Source organism: Paenibacillus sp. 2TAB26 (assembly GCF_052115145.1).
Lineage (GTDB): Bacteria > Bacillota > Bacilli > Paenibacillales > Paenibacillaceae > Pristimantibacillus.
Genome location: NZ_JBFRGC010000001.1, coordinates 192,864 through 208,289, shown reverse-complemented (window position 1 = coordinate 208,289; position 15,426 = coordinate 192,864). Strand labels below are relative to the sequence as shown.

Genomic DNA, 15,426 nt, shown 5'->3' with positions numbered 1-15,426 from the left:
TTTATCCCCCCGCCCTTGATGCAAGTAATTGTCCGAACAGCTTATCCATGCCATGCTGCACAGTATCCGTAAGGACGGAAGGAAAACAGCCGAGAAGCACAATGAATGCAAGCAGCACAATCATGGGAGCCGCCTCAATTAGCCTTGCGTCCTTAAATGCTCCAAACGCCTCACGCTGTGGACCAAATGTAATCTTAAGTACAGCGCGAAGCATATAGACAGCGGTCAAAATAATGCCAAGCGCCGCAGCCGCAGTCAACCAGCGATGCGACTCGAATAGGCCGAGCAGCGATAGAAACTCCCCAATAAAACCGGATAAGCCCGGCAAACCGAGTGAAGCGAGCCCCGCAGTCAGCAGTACGCCGCTTATAAATGGCATAGAGCGCGCTAACCCACCCAGCTCTTGCAGCTCGGTCGTTCCCGTTCGTTCATAGATGCTGCCAACGATCAGAAATAACAAGGCAGATATAAGTCCGTGCGATACGAGCTGGTATACAGCTCCCTGCAAGCCAATCTCATTTATTGCTGCTATCCCTAGCAATACGATACCCATATGGCTGATGGAGGAATAAGCAAGCACTAGTTTAAACTCACGCTGCCTGAAGGCTAGCAGCGCTCCATACAATATATTTATGACGCCAAGCACAGCGAGCACTGTCGCAAATTGTCGCGCTTGATCAGGGAAGAGCATAATCCCAAATCGCAGTAATCCGTAAGCGCCCATTTTCAGTAATATCCCGGAGTGAATCATGACAATCGAGGTCGGAGCTTCCGTGTGCACCTTAAGCATCCAAGTATGGAATGGAAATATCGGAAGCTTGATGCCGAAAGCAACCAGCAGCATAATAAACAGCACCCATTGCATCGTATCCGTCAACTGGAATGGATTAATTGAACCAAGCTGCTCATTAGTCAGGTTAACCCAAGCGGATGCGTCCGCCATGTTGCGGAAGATGTCTGTATAGCTGCCGCTGTAAATAAAGCTAACTTGTTCGCCTGCTTGATCCACGCGGAAGCCAGCTGTGTTCACGAGAATAACGAACGCAATCAGCATAATGGCTGAACCAATTCCGTTATAGATTAAAAACTGATTGGCTGCACGCTCGCGATTGAAGTAACCCCAAATTCCGATTAAGAAATACATCGCAACAAGCGTAATCTCGAAAAATACAAAAAATAAAAATAAGTCACGAGCTAGAAAAACGCCAAGCATTCCGAGCTCCAGCAGCAGAAACCATATGAAAAAAGATTTCCATCTTTTCTTGATATGAACTGCTGCAAGTGCAGCCATTGCTGATACGAGCGTTGCTAGAAGCAGAAGCGGAAGCGACAGGCCATCTATGCCGAGCTCATATTGAAACGTAAACTTAAATTCAGATACGCCCGATGGAACCTCTTTATTTAGCGGCACTTCCACCCAGCTATATTGCTCGTCATATGCCGCCCCGCCCTGCTGCTTATTATAATCAGCATAAAGCCACAAAGAGAGCAGCAAAGGAACTAATGTGGTTATGACAACCGTTGTTTTCATCCAGCTGCTGCGCTGCTTCGGAAGCAGCAGCAGAACGATGATACCAAGCAGCGGTGCCAGTAATATAAGTGATAATATCGGAATGTCACTCAGGATGCTCATGGCAGGAACCTCCTTCCAACGATAGCAGCCACAAGAATGACGAACCCGATAACAGCTGCCAAACCGTAGGTTTGTACTTGACCGTTCTGCAGACGAGCAGCCACTCTTCCAGCCGAGGTAACAGCCGTGCCTGTCAACCGCACAATTCCGCCTATGACATAAGAATCAAACGCCATAAGCGTAGAGCCAATCAGCTTCAGCGGCTTCACTATGATAACGGCATAAAGCTCATCGATGTAATAACTATTTTCCAGCAGCTTGACTAGCTTAGGCATTTTTTCTTGCAGTACATCTTTGTTTACACTGTTTTTCCCATAAATGAGCCAGCCAATATAGATACCTAGAAGGCCAACCGCAATGGATGCAACAATGGCGATGCCACTTTTATGCAAGGACTCTCCCCCATCAGTGATCCATGAGCCAAATGCACCGTTCCATGGCGTCTCAATAAACCCAACAACAATGGCGAGAGCAGCAAGCACGATCATCGGCAGCGTCATCGAAACTGGTGATTCTTTCGCATGAGAAGAGGCCTCGTTTGATTTTCCCATAAATACAAGGAAGAACAACCGAGACATATAAAGCGCCGTACAGAAAGCGGCTGCCAAACCTACAATAAATAATAGTGGATTCGTCTCCCAAGCAACCGTCAAAATTAAATCCTTCGACCAAAAGCCGGATAATGGCGGAATGCCAGCAAGCGCTAAAGCGCCAATTGCGAACGTCCATGTCGTCACTTTCATTTTCGAGGCAAGTCCGCCCATCTCATGAATGTTCTGTGTATGTACCGCATGAATGATGCTGCCAGCACCAAGGAAGAGCAGCGCTTTGAAGAAAGCGTGCGTGAACAGGTGGAAGATGCCGCCTGTTAAGGAACCCAGACCAAGCGCCATCATCATATAACCCAATTGGCTGACCGTGGAATAGGCTAATATCCGTTTAATATCCTTTTGTACGAGCGCAATCGTCGCAGCGAATATAGCTGTAAAACCGCCTACATATGCGATGGTCTCCATAGCAGCTGCAGAATCTTGAAAAATATCATACGTTCGTGCAATAAGGAATACGCCTGCCGCAACCATAGTAGCAGCATGAATCAGTGCACTGATCGGTGTCGGGCCCTCCATTGCATCAGGAAGCCACACATGAAGCGGAAACTGGCCTGATTTGCCGATCGCACCTACAAAAATAAGCAAAGCAATCAACGTCGTAATCCCGTTCGTAATCGCACCCGATTGCCCATCAAATACGCTTTGAATCGTAGTGAAATCAAGGGCATGATCCGGCATATACCAGAAAAGGAGCATAATAGCGATCAGCAAGCCAACATCGCCGATTCTTGTCACAATAAATGCCTTCTTGGCCGCCGCTCGCGCTTTGGGCAGTGTAAACCAGAAGCCAATGAGCAAGAACGAGCATACGCCAACTAGTTCCCAGAAAATATAAAGCGATAATAAATTATCGGATAATACAAGTCCCAGCATAGAGAATGTGAACAAGGCAACATAACCAAAAAACACGGTTATTCGCTCATCATTTTTCATATAGCCGACCGAGTATACATTCACGAGAAAGCTGACGAGTGTCACGACAACAAGCATAAGCGCTGTCAGGTTGGTCACCTCGAAACCAATCTTCAACGTATAATCTCCGATAGCAATCCAATCAAAGGAATAATTATAATCCACTTCATTGGTACCAAGTCGATCAATCATAATAAGCAAAGATAGAACGAAGGCGCCAAATGATCCAAGCGAACCGATGATAACGCCCGCTCGTCGATAGCTGCGACCGAGCGCCGTCAAAACGAGGAATGCTGCCAGCGGAAACAGCGGAATTAACCAAGCCGTCTGTGAGTACATATTCATACGCCGCGCTACCTCCTCATTTTGTCAAACTCATCGACATTAACTGTCCCGCGCAATCTGAACAATGCTATTAATATAGCTACCCCAATCGCTGCTTCTGCCGCTGCGACTGTAATTGTAAATAATGAAAAAATTTGTCCCGTCAATGACGGAACAACACCATATTTGGAGAAGGCAATAAGATTCAAGTTGACCGCATTCAGCATTAGCTCAAGCGAGAGCAGTACGACGACTGCATTTCTTTTCACTAATGCACCATATAGCCCAATGCAAAACAAAATAGCCGCCATCGTTAAATAGGAAGGAAGCATGTAATTATTCCTCCTCCTTTTTGGCAAGTACGATTGCTCCAATAAATGCTACCGTCAGCAGCACCGAGAGCAGCTCAAACGGTATCACATACCCTGTGTATAAGAGCTCGCCAATTGCCATCGTATTGTCTTCTCCAGCTTGAAAAGACTGCGGCTCTGGAAAAGTTGTTGAACGGATCGCATAAAACAATAGGCCAAACAAGCTGAGCGCGCTTACAGCGGCAAGCGTTTCATGGAGCGGCTTCACCGGCTCACGCTCTCCTGGCTGATGTTTCGTCATCATAATACCGAATATCATCAGAATCGAGACTGCTCCAGCATAGATAAGCACCTGAACAAATGCGACAAACTCAGCTTCCAGAAGCACGAACATTCCGGCTAAGCCTAGAAATACAGCAGCCATAGAGATGACCATATGTACGACCTTCTCTAAGCTGATCATTAGGACAGCGCCGCATATCATGATGGCTGAGAAGATAAAAAAAGCGACAAATTCGCCTGTAAAATCAATATTGAACAACTATTTTGCGCCCCCTTTGGCCGGCGCTCCGATATTGTTATTGTCCTGCCGAGTAAGTGTATTATTGTCTGTCAGCCATTCTGCATCCTTGAACAAATCATCGCGGCTGAAGGTTGCCAGCTCGAAATGATTGGACATAACGATCGCTTCGGTCGGACAAACCTCGGTGCACAGATCACATAAGATGCATATTTCAAAATTAATATCAAAAGTATCAATTACCTTGCCCTTTTTATCAGGGTCCGGGTTCGGTTTGCCGGTCAGCGTAATGCAGTCGGTTGGACAAATGCGTGCGCATTGGTTGCAAACGATACATAAATCCGGGATAAAGTGCTGAATACCACGGAAGCGATCCGGCATGACAAAGGGCACATCAGGATAGGAGGTGGTCACTTTTGGAGCCGTCATTGATTTGAGCGTTACACCCAGTCCTTGCAGCATTCCTTTCATTTCCTTCTCCCCTTTGCTAGTTCTTGATAAACAGCTCTAAATATACAGCCGTTAGAAACACATTAAGCAGCGACACCGGCAGCAGCACCTTCCAGCCAAGACCCATAAGCTGATCTACTCGTATGCGCGGCAGTGTAGCACGAATCCAAAATAAGAAAAACACAATAAACGCAAACTTGAGCAAAAACCATATAATGCCCGGTACAAAATCAAGAAATGGCGCCGGTGCGTGCCAGCCGCCCAGAAACAATACTGTTGTTAATGCAGCAATGGCATAAACGTATACGTATTCCGAGAGCATAAAAAATGCAAACCGAAAGCCGCTATATTCAACGTGATAACCTGCAACAAGCTCAGATTCCGCCTCCGGCAAATCGAAGGGCGTACGATTGAGCTCGGATACAGCTGCAATAATAAAGACAATGAAACCGATAATTTGAGGAATAAAGTTCCAATTCCAAAACCAGCCGCCATCCTGCGCCGCTACAATATCACGCAGATTCAAGCTTCCACTAAGTAAAATAACGCCTACTACCGAAATAACAAGCGGTACCTCATAGCTTATCATTTGTGCCGCCGAGCGCATACCCCCAAGGAGCGCATACTTATTATTGGAAGCCCAGCCGCCAAGCACGATGGCAAGCGTCGAGATGCCTGACAGGGCTACATAATAGAGCAAACCAACATTCAGATCTGCGAAATATAAGTTTTGTGTATAGGGAAGTACAGCGAGTACGGAGAATGCCGGTATGTATGCTAGGGCAGGCGCAAGAATGAACAATGCCCGATCTGCCTTGCGCGGAATCGTGTCCTCTTTAATGAGCAGCTTAAAAATATCCGCTACCGTCTGCAGCAAGCCAAAGGGCCCTACGCGATTGGGACCGATGCGAAGCTGCATCCACCCGATTACTTTACGCTCGAAATAAATGGCGTACGTGACGAAACCAAGCACAATGAATAGAAATACGACAGCCCAAAGGAACAGCACAAGTGCATTTCCCCAAGTTAGCGATTGGTTAAGCCATGACTGCATTAGCAATCGACCTCCCCGACGACAATATCAATGCCGCCTAGTATCGTAATGAGGTTTGTCATCGTTTCGCCTACAAGCAGCTTCGGCAGTATTTGCAAATTAACGAATGACGGTCTTCTGAATTTGAGCCTATAGGGTTCTGCTTTGCCTTTGGATACGATATGGCAGCCAATTTCGCCGCGCGGCGATTCGATCCGCACATACACCTCGCCAGCAGGGGGCCTTATTGCGCGCGGAACCTTCCCCATTGTCTCCCCGCCAGAAGGAAATTGCTCCAGCGCCTGCTTCAAAATACGCAAGCTTTGGCGGATTTCTTCCAGCCGAATCCGATAGCGATCATAACAATCTCCCACTTTTCCAAGCGGCACATCAAATTCAAATTGGCTGTACAAGCTGTAGGGCTCCGCCTTGCGAATATCAAAGTCTACACCTGTACAACGCAAGTTGGCTCCAGATAAGCCATAATCAATCGCTGTTGCCGCATCATATTTTCCTATCCCTTTAATGCGGGCAAGGAAAATTTCGTTGCCGCTGACGAGCTTATCATACTCTTGCAGCTTATTCTCCATATAAGGAATAAAGTCGCGCACTTTGTCCAGCCAGCCCGGAGGCGCATCCCACTTCACTCCGCCAACTCGCATGTAATTGTAAGTTAATCTTGCGCCGCACAGCTCATTAAATAAATCGATAATGATTTCCCGGTCACGGAATGCGTAAAGAAACGGACTCATTGCCCCAATATCAAGTAGATAAGTTCCCCACCATACTAGATGGCTAGCTATACGCTGCAGTTCCATAACGAGAAGCCTGAGATACTCCGCCCGCTGCGGTACTTCAAGCCCCATCATCGTTTCCACTGCATGTACGAGAACATAATTATTAGTCATTGCAGAGACGTAATCCATTCGATCGGTGTAGGGGATGATTTGCGTGAAATTTAAGTTTTCCGCGATCTTCTCGGTGCCTCGGTGCAAATAACCCATGACAGGTGTCGCTTCGGTTATGACTTCACCATCGAGCTTAACGATAATCCGGAATACGCCATGCGTGCTTGGATGCTGAGGACCTACATTTAGTAGCAGTTCTTCTGTACGAATCAAGGGCTGCCTACACCTCCGAATCTATCGACTCATAATCTTTGCGCAGCGGATGGCCCACCCAGTCATCAGGCATCATGATCCGCCGCATATCGGGGTGTCCAGGAAAATCAACTCCCAGTAAATCGTAAATTTCACGTTCGTTCCAATTCGCTGTTGCCCAGACTGGTGTTGCCGAATAGACGGCTGACGCTTCCCGCTCCGTCTTTATCTTAATTCCGACCTCTTTTTTGGTTCCAAGCGAGATCATATGATATACCACTTCTATGTGGGTCTCGTAATCGACACCTGACACATTACGCAAATAATTAAATTGAAGCTGCTCGTGCTCCTTAAGCATCTTTGCAGCTTCACGCCAGTGTTCATTGCGTAAGATAATCATCGGCATATCGCCATTCAGTTCATTTACATAGGCATCCTCAACCGATGCCTCTGCGACTTCCTGCTTCAGAAGCGCGACTATGGCATCAAGCTCAGGCTGCCTTGGCGAAGGCACTTTCGGCTGCTCCGGCTCTGCTTCACTCGCTTCTGCTTCGGCCTTTGCTTTTGCTGCCGCTCTCGCTGCGCGTGCTTCCGCAGCTGCCTTCAGCTTGGCTTCCTTCTCCGGGTCTACGGGAGGCGTGTCTGCGACCGGTTTATCCTCTTCACTCATCGACTGGTCACCCGCTTCCCAGTCTTCGCTTCATAGCGAATTTTCTCCTGCAGTTTATTGATGCCATAGATCAGCGCGGCCGGATTAGGCGGACAGCCCGGAATATACACATCAACAGGCACGATCTGATCAACGCCTTTGATGACTGAATAGGACTTAATATAAGGTCCGCCAGCCGTTGCGCAGGATCCCATTGCGATAACCCACTTCGGCTCTGGCATTTGATCATAAAGCCTGCGTAAAAGGGGACCCATCTTCTTCGTCACTGTACCGGCCACAATCATCACATCAGACTGTCGCGGCGAGGTTCGGAACATCACTCCAAAACGATCCAGATCATAATGCGATGCGCCCGTTCCCATCATTTCAATCGCACAGCAAGCAAGGCCGAATGTGAGCGGCCATAACGAGTTGCTTCTTGCCCAAGCCTTCAATTGCTCCAAGGTGCCCATAAATACGTTGCGTTCCAGCTCTTTGCGTTCCTCTAACGAAATTGATTCTAAACTGAATTCCATTTCAGCACCTTCTTTTTCCAGGCATATAGAAGACCAATAAGCAGCATTCCCGCAAAAATCAACATTTCGACTAGCACAAATAAGCCGAGCTTATTATATGCGACGGCCCAAGGATATAAGAAAACGGTTTCTACATCAAAGATGACAAACATTAGTGCAAACAAGTAATAGCGGATGTTAAAACGGACCTGTCCCTCACCTACCGGCTCATTTCCGCTTTCATAGGTGGTTTGTTTGAGCTCACTTGGCTTATTCGGCCTTAGCAGTCTTCCTACAGTTAATGCAACGACGGGAAGCATAATGCCAAGCACGATAAAAATAGCCACGACGACATAATTATTGGAGTAGTGTTCCACACGATCGCCTCCGTAAATTTGAGTAGGTAGCCGCTTGGTCAATTTTCCTCACAATTATAACAAATGCTTCCACTGCCGTCTATGATGGAGTTGTGCCTAAGACAGGTTCCTTGTTCGTTATATCGGAATTCCCTTCTGCTGCTTCATTCCCTTTTTGCCTGCGGCTGCTGGACTTCTGCTCATCTTGAAACCGACCGTCGCTCGTATCTTTTTTTCCCCTAATAACAGCAACCACGAGCAGCAATAATGGTACAACACAACCATGCAGCAAGCTGTAAACCGTCCATACTCCTATGCCAAATTCATGCGCATGAGCCGCATTTCGATATACCATGAGCGAGATAGGCACAATGACAAAAGCATAAGGAATGACCAATGGACGATAGGTAGAAAGCTTAAGCATTTGAGCCGTTAAGACCGTCAGTACATAAACGCAAAGCGCAAGCTTCATAAAGACCGTCCCAATCCAAACCATCGCAACTAATATTTCAACACGCACCAATATCTCTTCGATATTAATATTTTTAGCCATATCATAGACCGCAAACGGACTTCTGCTCGCTTCTTGCACACCCATAACAGCAACTAAAAAAATTGTAATCAGCGTGCTTACAAAAGCAATGGCAAAAACAGAGAGCTTCAGTTTTTTTCTTAATTTTTTACGATCCTCCTGACGCACAAGCGGGAAAATCGTCGTTATAAACACGAATTCCGCAATAGGGAACCCGAGAATCGGATAGACCCCCTTAATCGGCCTTATCCAGCCGTCGTACAAGAAAGGCTCAAAGTTTTGAAAATTAAATTGATTGAACAAAGCAAGGAGAACAATACCAATAACTAAGGCCGCCCATCCAAATAAAATCTCACCCGTTCTCGAAATCGTCTCAATGCCTAAGAGAACGCCATATACAACAACAATCATAAAGGTGAGGTTAATGAACCACTCTGGTGTCTCTGGCAATACGGATAAATTCAAAAAATCGGATATATTGCGCAGTACCAATGCGCTTAACAACAAAAAATAAAAAATATACAGTAAAGTTACTACCTTACCGAGCCAAACCCCCAGCAGTTTTTCTGAGTATTGCGCCAAAGTCAACTTAGGAAAACGATCAGCAAGCGCTAGATAAATGAGCAGTATGAAATAATTAAACGGTCCTGCGAGCACCATTGAAATCCATCCATCCTGCTTGGCAATCGACGTCACCATTGTTGGCAATATGAGCGCTGCACTTCCTAGTGCAAATAAAAACAATATTTTGGCGCATTGCCCCGATGTAATCTCGGCATTGTTAATTCCCGCAAATTTGCTCAACTATGTTATGCCCCCTTTTCAATCCACTTTAATATAGGTTTATATACAGGTGAGAATATAGCTGTAATCCAATCTGCCGGATTGGGTATCGGTAGATGCATATGCTTTGCTGCCATAATTCCAACCCCTATGATTAAAATGACCAAAGCCCAGCCACCTTCACGCTGACGATTATTTTTGCTATTCCTTCTCCATATTGCCGTTCCAACCATAACGGAAGATAAGAGGAGGACAATGAGAGCCATCATGCTAATCACTCACTTCGATATAGATTCGCCCCGTACACCTGAGCCTGTTATTTGAGTTGTACAGATGACTTCGCTTTTCACTTGAGGGAAAATATCTTCCCAGTCCGCTTCGATTTTCCTCCAAATATTAGGTTCTTGAAAATAAACCTCTTTTCCCCACCCTAATACATCCGTGTGGAATTTCTTCTGTACGCTATTGATCGTGCCCGCTACCTCTTCCTCAATCGCTTTATCTGTCATTTTGCCGACCTTGATCAGTACACTTTCCTCCGTGATGTTGACGCCGTGGCACATGATTTCTTGAATTCCACCCACTACACTAATATGGACCTGTATAATTGGATGACCATTCGGATCTTGTTTAACCTTATACACGGTCGCCGTATCCTGCACCTCAACAATGAGCTCCCCTTCTGACTCCGGGCATCCAAGCTTTACGACAGTGCTCTCCACTTTATTTTGAAGCCAAGATAGACCTCTTGAATCCTTGGACTTCAAATAACCAACAAGCTTGCCATCGCGAAAAACAGCCATAGTCGACAGCACTGGAATCGCTTTTGCAGGAATGCTGTTTAAATTGTCATTTGAATGTCCCACCTCCTCATTTCCCTCTATCAGAATAGAAGGCAATACAGCTTGCTGCTTCCCTCTTCCCAATAGTCTCGTTAAATCTTTGACTAATACGACATAACTCGACGCATACGCAGACTGATTGACTTCAACTATTTCCCGAAGCTGATTAACAGGAATAGATTCTGTTTGCGTCGTTAATCGAAGCAAATTCTCCGCTCTCATGCCTCGTGTAATAAGCACTGAAATATCAGTGCGTATATCTGGATTTCTCTCAATTAAATCAACTAAGGGATAGATGCCTTTTCTAGCCATACTTTCACTGACGATCAGCATTTGTGTGTGGGAGAAAAAAAGCCGTCTAGATGTTTTAGTCGACATTTTTCGAATCGCCTCAAACAATGTATCCCCTTTTTCCGTAAACGTCGTCACTGCAGTGCCGCCAATGGCCCCTTTGGTTTCCGCTGCAACGTTTTGGGGCAATACGACCTGTACCGTCAACTGTAGCTTGTTTTTTCCTGTTGGGTCATCGTCAACTCCTATGGCGTATACGACGCCAAGCTTGTCCAAATAACGTAAATCCCAACAGCCGTTTAATAGCGCCAGCATACATACTGTCCATACAAGAATGAGCTTCCGTCCTATTTTCCTGAATGAAAATATCCGTTTCCTTGCATTGACGCTGCCATCGCTCATTGCTGCGGCTCCTTCCTATGCTCCGTTTCAATGTCTTGTCTAACTCTATTACTCGAAGCAAGCTTCTCTGGCCGTTCCCGCATCATCCAAAGTGGCGCCCTAACCAGCGTATCCTTCATATCCTTTAAATACATCGGGGCGAATGGTTTGATATAGGGCATGCCAAACGATCTTAAATTGCTCAAATGCAGCAGAAGCAGCAGCACAACTAATCCAATTCCATAAAATCCGAGTGTCGACGCTGCTAGAAGCAGCAGAAAGCGCAGCAGCCTAGCTGCAATTCCAAGACTATAGTTAGGAGATACGAAGCTGGCAATCGCTGTGAAGGAAACGACGATAACGACGGCTGGCGAGACGATTCCTGCCTCTACGACCGACTGTCCGATAACAAGACCTCCAACGATCGATATCGTGTTACCCGCAGCACTAGGCATTCGTACAACGGCTTCCCGTAATATTTCAAATACAAATTCCATAATAAAAGCTTCCAAATAGGCGGGAAAAGGCACGCCCTCCCGCTGTGCTGCAAGCTTAAGCAGCAGCTGAGTCGGTATCATTTCCTGATGATATCCAACGATTGCGACATAAATCGACGGCATAAGCAGTGCGATTAAAAAGGATACAAAACGAAGCAGCCGCAGAAACGTCGCGATATCAAACCGCTGATAATAATCTTCTGAAGCCTGAAAAAACATATTTAAAATCGTGGGTACGATCAGAACAAATGGCGTCCCATCAACAAAAATCGCTATTCGGCCTTCAAGCAAATTGCCTGCTACAGCATCCGGCCGCTCTACACTCATGATGGTAGGAAACGGCGACCACTTCTGATCCGTAATTAATTCCTCGATATAACCGGATTCAAGTATGCCGTCAATTTGTATTTCTTCCAGACGTTCTCTTAAATCCGTAAGCACATTCTCATCCGCCAAATCTTTGACATACATGATGCATACGGGAGTTTGTGAAATTTCTCCGATCGTCCATTGCTCCATCCACAGCTTCGGGCTTCGTATCTTCCTGCGAATCAGCGATGTATTTGTTCTAATCGACTCCGTAAACCCTTCTCTAGGACCACGTATGGCCATCTCGGTTTTCGGTTCTTCTACACTTCTTCTTGCTCCCCCTACTACATTGGTTCCTATTGCCTGAGTTGCACCCTCTATCATGATGACGCAATAGCCCATAAACAATTTTTGAAACAATAGCTTCCAATCGCATAAATCATTAATAATACCAGTTGAGAGCAAATTGTTTTTCATAAATGTAAGCAGCTCAGCAGGCTCTAAATTAGCCTCCTCCGGGAATTTGCCTCCATGCATCGGTTGAATGACAAAATGGTCAAGACGTTCATCGTCAATCATCCCTTGTACATAAACAATTAGCGCCTTCGTGTGGCCTCTATCCGTTAACGTCAGTTCACGATAAATAATATCCTGACTCTCACCCAGCTCACGCTTCATGGTCTCCATATTTTGCTCCAGAGAAGTGAAAAGGGCCTTCTCCGCAAAAGGCTGAAGCTGCTCCTTTTCATGCATCTCTGCTTTGGTTATACGCTTATCAGCCTTTTTTCCAGCGCTGCCATTGCCCTGCTTATAGGTTCGGAACATTTACCCATCTCCTTTCTGTTGCACAATCGGATTGATGCTTAGGATAACTCTTCCATGGCATAATTATGTATTGAGTCTTAGTTGATTAAAGAATGCATCGCATAAAAAAAAGAGCCGCAGCTCCGTTTACACGGTCTTCTGCAACCCTATCTCGTTCACTTATCTTATTCGTGATTCTGTCAGCTTAAACTGGCCAACAAGCTGTTGAAGCAGCGTCGTTATAGACTCCACACTCTGAGATGTTTGTCTCACATTCGTCATTTCGCCAATGAGCTCTTGCACTTTGCTCTCTACATCGGAAGAAATCTTCCGATTTTCTCTGCTTACCAGCGCGATTTTCTCCATTAGCTGTACGACCTCATCAACGACCTGCGTCTTGCGATGATCCTCGGCATGTGCGGAAGCAAGCGTACTGGCAGCGGCTGCTACAAGCTGATTGCCCTCCTCAACCACGCGAGTACCTTCATCCATAGAGGCGTACGCTTGTTTCGCTTCATCATAAATGTGACGAGTAATTTCATGTACTTCCTCGGTCGACTTTTTGGTCATATCGGCAAGCTTGCGAATTTCCGACGCCACAACGGCAAAACCTCTGCCTTGCTCACCAACCCTTGCTGCCTCGATTGATGCATTAAGCGCTAATAAATTCGTTTGTGCCGATATTTCTTCAATGACATGCAAGACCCCTTGTATTTCTTGCACCGTATCCATAAATTTATGGATTGTTCCGTTGGTTTCGCCTACCTTGGCAGAAATGTGGAGCATCTTGTCCCCGATGCGATCAACCTCGGCTTTGGCTACCTCAATCTGCCCAGCTGCCTGCTCTTCGATCTGTTTCAGCGTTGCCTGCATATCGCCTGCAGCATCCTTCGCCATATCAATATCCTTCAATTGCAATCTAATGCTTCCAATCATATCAGATACTTTTCCGCTGACTCGCTCCGTTGAAGCTGAAGTGACAGCCGCTGATTCGTTTAGGACAAACTGGCTGGATAGAACATCAGAGGAGGCAAGCTTAACCTGCAGCATAATGCCTTCCAAGGAATCTATCATATTATTAATCCATTTTGCTAATTCTTTCGATTCATCATTATCAAAACGATTAAGCTGCAAGCGCTGCGTCAGATCGCCCTTTCCTTCTGCATTTATGCGAATAAAACGATTAATTTGGCGCAGATGCGATACAACACGCTTCGACTCCCTATTTTGAAAGGCAGTAATGAATAACAATCCAAATACAAGATTGAATAAACCTGCAGCTGTTGCAGTCACCCAAACCGGAGCATGAACGGCAATAAATAACATAAGCAATGCCAACAAAATACTAACACTCGTAATCGATATAAGCTGCAGCTTGCGTTGTCTCCAGCCTATACTGCGAATGCGGTATACTTCCTCCAAGTCTCCCTCGCACATCATCCCCCATTTGTCCGGACAATGCGGCAGCTGAAAGGTCACTCCCTTACCAATAACCGATATATGCCTATAATCCGAATAACCTGGATATTCAACGAATAGATTGCTGTCGTTTGCAATGGTATTCGCAACCCCAGGATGAAGCTGCCCAGTTGCCGGATCATTAAAGACAATTTCAAGCTCTGTATGCTCTTTGATCGAAACTTTGCCCCAATCAGTTGTTACGCCATCCTTGAGATTTTCACCATGTGTGAATGTTCGATCCTCGAACCTGCTTCGAGATAAAGCCGTCCCTGGCGCTATATGAGTATTCAAGCCTGCCTTCGCCATAAATATATAATTATCACCCGAATCTGGATAGACGTGGCCCGATTCACGCTGAATTAAATCTCCTAGTACATCATTCGGCACACGCGCGCATAACGTCCCTGCAAAGCTGCCATTTACCGTAATTGGAAGCATAAATAATAGAGTCATTTTGTCATGAAAAGAGGAAGAACGTGCTCCTAGCTTTAAAGTGAGAGAATCACTATAAGGCCCAAACAAGCATCGACGAGGGCTGCTCAACTGCTTAGTGTAGCTCAGTCCAAGCTGCAAGCTGCTATCTTCTTGATAGATTGTCCCAATATGCGGACTATGTGTGGAGCTGATAACGGTTTGCTTCACATCGAGTAAAAACAGCTCGGTTATATCGATCGCTCGAGCATATGTTCTTTCAAATAATCGTTCTATTTGTGACTGTTCAGTAGAAATAGAAAAATCTTTGTTTTGAGCGAGGAGCTCTGTCAGTTGGCCACCCAATTGATCGATGTAATTCCAATACTCCATTGCCCACGCAGTTAGCAATTCCTTACGTGTCTCCGCAATCCCCTCAAAGCTTTGCTCGACATCTGTTTTCATATCTTTATTCAATTGCCATGAAACCCAGAGCGGAAACCCTACTTTCATACCTAGCCAGTCAAACATATGATTCTCCCCCCGCTATTTTCATTGTCTATGATGTTAACTATATTAACATATATTAGGGAGAATTATATACAAATAATTAGTTTTTTTGTCGAAAATACGCATATTTCAGAATACATAACACCGAATAGGAGGTGAAACACGAATATTCGAATCAACCTGACATTGGA

Annotated in this window: 15 protein-coding genes; all 15 read right to left on the bottom strand. The window is 45.8% G+C overall.

Annotated features, from left to right (window positions below; all coding sequences use genetic code 11):
* Position 1: 1 nt before the first annotated feature.
* The 15 genes from AB4Z50_RS00940 to AB4Z50_RS00870 all read right to left on the bottom strand — a co-directional run bounded on the left by AB4Z50_RS00940 (position 2) and on the right by AB4Z50_RS00870 (position 15,256).
* Positions 2–1,633: a complex I subunit 4 family protein gene (locus tag AB4Z50_RS00940; protein WP_441874697.1), complete on the bottom strand. Its 1,632-nt coding sequence runs from the start codon at positions 1,631–1,633 to the stop codon at positions 2–4.
* Complete coding sequence (gene nuoL / locus AB4Z50_RS00935; protein WP_441874696.1) at positions 1,630–3,501, bottom strand: NADH-quinone oxidoreductase subunit L; 1,872 nt, start codon at positions 3,499–3,501, stop codon at positions 1,630–1,632. Before nuoL ends, AB4Z50_RS00940 begins: the two co-directional genes overlap by 4 nt.
* A gap of 8 nt (positions 3,502–3,509) precedes the next feature.
* Positions 3,510–3,812 carry an NADH-quinone oxidoreductase subunit NuoK gene (gene nuoK, locus AB4Z50_RS00930; RefSeq protein ID WP_339205398.1) on the bottom strand — a complete coding sequence of 101 codons (303 nt, stop codon included), beginning with the start codon at positions 3,810–3,812 and terminating at the stop codon, positions 3,510–3,512.
* Between the two features lie 4 nt (positions 3,813–3,816).
* Positions 3,817–4,332 (bottom strand): NADH-quinone oxidoreductase subunit J, encoded by a 516-nt coding sequence (locus AB4Z50_RS00925; RefSeq protein ID WP_441874695.1) that lies wholly within the window; start codon positions 4,330–4,332, stop codon positions 3,817–3,819.
* Complete coding sequence (gene nuoI / locus AB4Z50_RS00920) at positions 4,333–4,782, bottom strand: NADH-quinone oxidoreductase subunit NuoI (RefSeq protein WP_054025448.1); 450 nt, start codon at positions 4,780–4,782, stop codon at positions 4,333–4,335. It abuts the gene before it with no gap.
* 16 nt (positions 4,783–4,798) lie between these two features.
* On the bottom strand, positions 4,799–5,815 hold the full coding sequence (nuoH, locus tag AB4Z50_RS00915; protein ID WP_441874694.1) for an NADH-quinone oxidoreductase subunit NuoH: 1,017 nt from the start codon (positions 5,813–5,815) through the stop codon (positions 4,799–4,801).
* Positions 5,815–6,915, bottom strand: a complete 1,101-nt coding sequence (locus AB4Z50_RS00910) for an NADH-quinone oxidoreductase subunit D (protein WP_076266242.1) — start codon at positions 6,913–6,915, stop codon at positions 5,815–5,817. The genes nuoH and AB4Z50_RS00910 overlap by 1 nt, the downstream gene beginning before the upstream one ends.
* Before the next feature lie 7 nt (positions 6,916–6,922).
* The gene (locus tag AB4Z50_RS00905; protein WP_441874693.1) at positions 6,923–7,564 is read right to left on the bottom strand and encodes an NADH-quinone oxidoreductase subunit C; all 642 of its coding nucleotides are present in this window, start codon (positions 7,562–7,564) and stop codon (positions 6,923–6,925) included.
* On the bottom strand, positions 7,561–8,079 hold the full coding sequence (locus AB4Z50_RS00900; protein ID WP_076266244.1) for a NuoB/complex I 20 kDa subunit family protein: 519 nt from the start codon (positions 8,077–8,079) through the stop codon (positions 7,561–7,563). Before AB4Z50_RS00900 ends, AB4Z50_RS00905 begins: the two co-directional genes overlap by 4 nt.
* Positions 8,064–8,378, bottom strand: coding sequence for an NADH-quinone oxidoreductase subunit A (locus AB4Z50_RS00895; protein ID WP_256710814.1), 315 nt, complete (start codon positions 8,376–8,378; stop codon positions 8,064–8,066). Before AB4Z50_RS00895 ends, AB4Z50_RS00900 begins: the two co-directional genes overlap by 16 nt.
* A 136-nt stretch (positions 8,379–8,514) precedes the next feature.
* Positions 8,515–9,750 carry a GerAB/ArcD/ProY family transporter gene (locus AB4Z50_RS00890; protein ID WP_441874692.1) on the bottom strand — a complete coding sequence of 412 codons (1,236 nt, stop codon included), beginning with the start codon at positions 9,748–9,750 and terminating at the stop codon, positions 8,515–8,517.
* Positions 9,751–9,755: 5 nt separating this feature from the next.
* Positions 9,756–9,998: a hypothetical protein gene (locus AB4Z50_RS00885; RefSeq protein WP_441874691.1), complete on the bottom strand. Its 243-nt coding sequence runs from the start codon at positions 9,996–9,998 to the stop codon at positions 9,756–9,758.
* 9 nt (positions 9,999–10,007) lie between these two features.
* Positions 10,008–11,264: a Ger(x)C family spore germination protein gene (locus tag AB4Z50_RS00880; protein ID WP_441874690.1), complete on the bottom strand. Its 1,257-nt coding sequence runs from the start codon at positions 11,262–11,264 to the stop codon at positions 10,008–10,010.
* On the bottom strand, positions 11,261–12,874 hold the full coding sequence (locus tag AB4Z50_RS00875) for a spore germination protein (protein WP_441874689.1): 1,614 nt from the start codon (positions 12,872–12,874) through the stop codon (positions 11,261–11,263). Before AB4Z50_RS00875 ends, AB4Z50_RS00880 begins: the two co-directional genes overlap by 4 nt.
* 159 nt (positions 12,875–13,033) lie before the next feature.
* Positions 13,034–15,256 (bottom strand): methyl-accepting chemotaxis protein, encoded by a 2,223-nt coding sequence (locus AB4Z50_RS00870; RefSeq protein ID WP_441874688.1) that lies wholly within the window; start codon positions 15,254–15,256, stop codon positions 13,034–13,036.
* Positions 15,257–15,426 lie beyond the last annotated feature (170 nt).